Annotated in this window: 2 protein-coding genes; one reads left to right on the forward strand and one right to left on the reverse strand. The window is 61.9% G+C overall.

The genetic code is table 11. From position 1 onward, the window contains the following. On the forward strand, window positions 1-1,719 hold a 1,719-nt coding region (locus tag PF446_RS03825; protein ID WP_298069912.1), incomplete at its 5' end, for an alkaline phosphatase D family protein. Window positions 1,720-2,079: 360 nt separating this feature from the next. On the opposite strand, the gene PF446_RS03830 is transcribed toward PF446_RS03825, so the two are convergent. Further along, a partial coding sequence (locus PF446_RS03830; RefSeq protein WP_298069915.1) for a phosphate-starvation-inducible PsiE family protein occupies window positions 2,080-2,559 on the reverse strand: 480 nt, incomplete at its 5' end.

A 2,559-nucleotide genomic window follows, 5' to 3' on the forward strand; every position in this document is an offset into this window, starting at 1 on the left:
GCCGCGTTGATCGACAAACGGGCAGCATCGGCGATGCCGACGCTGATCCTGGGGCCGATGCTGCGTTACGTCGGAGAGACCGAAGCGACGGTCTGGGTCGAGATCGACGGCGCCTGTGAGGTTGAAATCCTCGGCCACAGCGCGCCGACCTTCGAGGTCGAGGGCCACCACTACGCCATGGTGTACATGTCCGACCTGGCACCGGCGACCCGGCACGAATACACCGTCCGGATCAATGGCGTACCGGCATGGCCCGAGCCGGATTCACCCTATCCGCCGAGCGTCATCCAGACCTTCGACGCCGAAACGCCGTTGCGGATCGCGTTCGGCTCCTGCCGGGTGGCGATGCCGCACCATCCGCCGTACACGTTGACCCATGCCGAGGTGGGCACGCAGGGCTTCGAGGTCGATACCCTGCGTGCGCTGGCCTTCCGCATGCGTGCCGAGTTGCCGCAGGATTGGCCACATGCGTTGCTGATGATCGGCGATCAGGTCTATGCCGACGAGGTTTCCCCTGAACTGCTCGACTTCATCCGCTCGCGGCGCGATATCAGCCAGCCGCCCGGCGAGGGCGTGGCCGATTTCGAGGAATACACCCGGCTGTATCGCGACTCCTGGGGACAGCCGGACATCCGCTGGCTGCTGTCGACGGTTCCCAGCGCGATGATCTTCGACGACCACGACGTCAACGACGACTGGAACATCTCGCATGCATGGGTGCAGGAGATGCGCGCCACGAAGTGGTGGGACAAGCGCATCGTGGCCGGGTTCATGTCCTACTGGATCTACCAGCACCTGGGCAACCTGTCGCCCAAGGAGTTGCACGAAGACGAAATGTTCAAGCTTGTGCACGCATCCAGGGACAATGACGGTGTGCAGGCCGACGACTTCGGCCAGCAGTTACGCGCGTTCGCCTTCAAGGCGGACCGGTCGCCGGACAGCTATCGTTGGAGTTTCCACCGCGACTTCGGCGATGTGCGCCTGGTCGTGGTGGATTCGCGGGCGGGACGCATGCTCGGGCCGGGCCGGCGCGACATGCTCGACGAGAAGGAGTGGAAATGGATCGAGTCGCACCTGAGTGGCGATTTCGAGCACCTGCTGCTCGGCACATCGCTGCCGGTGCTGCTCGGGCACGGCATCCATTACCTGGAGGCCTGGAACGAAGCGATCTGCGCCGGCGCCTGGGGGCACTGGTTCGCAGGCAAGGGCGAGCGCATGCGCCGCGCTCTGGACCTGGAGCACTGGAGCGCCTTCCAGACGTCGTTCCGGCGGATCGTCAGACTGATCGGGTCGGTCGCTGCAGGCGAGCGTGGTCGCGCACCCCATACGCTTACGGTGCTGTCCGGCGATGTTCACCATGTCTATCTGGCGCAGGCCGGATTCCCGCAGTCGCCCGGTCACAGCGCGGTCTATCAGGCGGTGTGTTCCCCATTTCGCAATCCGCTGGGTCCACGCGACCGGCGCATCATGCGCGCCGGCTGGTCCGGTGTGATCGGGGCACTCGCCAAGGCCATTGCACGCCTGGCTGGCGTCAAGCCGGCGGGCGTGGACTGGCACTTGTGTCACGACAAGCCCTGGTTCGACAACCAGATCGCCACCCTGGAGCTGACCGGCCCCCAGGCATCGATCCGCTTCGAGAAAAGCCCGCCTGGCAATGACACGCGACCCTGCCTCGAAGAGGTGTTCCGATATCACCTGGACAAGGCGGACGGCACGTAGCCCGTCCGCGGCCGAGGCGGTTCAGCCCTGAGCCGGGCTTTACTTTTTTCAATGGGCGCTAAATTGAAGAATGTGCACTCAGCTGCAGTGCAATTATCGGCTCGACGCGTCGACTCCAACGGGGTGAGTCCGCATGCCTCCGCGTACAAGATGAGTTCTTCGCGATCCTGTGAAGTTGTGGCGCATCGATGTCACGGTGGGGGCCGGCCTCGCCCGATGACTTCAACATCCCAGGTATCCCCCACGGCACTCCAGAATTACCTGACCCAGTAGGTACGCATGCCTCTCAGGTTTTAACAGCTTGAACGCACTCTCATCCGGGCGCGTCGTGGCCGCAAGACAGGCCGCGACCCGAAGCTGTCACTCAAACACGTCACCGGAAGCCATATGTTTTCCGTTCCGGGCTGGTGAATAACGCGATGTCAACGTCCGAGCTATGACCAGCGCAAGAATGATGCCGGCCAGCGTGAGTAACATCTCAATCGGAACCTGTTTGTCGTATAGCTTGATCAACATTTCGCGCAAGGCAAACACAATGGTCACATCAAGCAGCGCTGAAAGTCTGACGTGCCTCGTTCGCGCGTAGCCCATGAAGGTGTTGAACAACTCCATCACGACGAACACGTCCAGCACGTTGCCGATCAGTGTCCTGAAACCGGACTCGACATCGGCGTGGCCGATCAACGTCTCGACGATCGCCTTGAGGTTCACAAGAACGTCAAAGAAGGACAGCAGGAGCAACACAAGCATCACAAACACCAAGCCAATGACGATGAAATCGATCGCCCGGTCGTAAAGTGCGAATATCCAGTGTTTGATTTGCAGCAGCCCCGCTTTCCT

It is taken from the genome of Oleiagrimonas sp. (assembly GCF_027858935.1).
GTDB lineage: Bacteria > Pseudomonadota > Gammaproteobacteria > Xanthomonadales > Rhodanobacteraceae > Oleiagrimonas.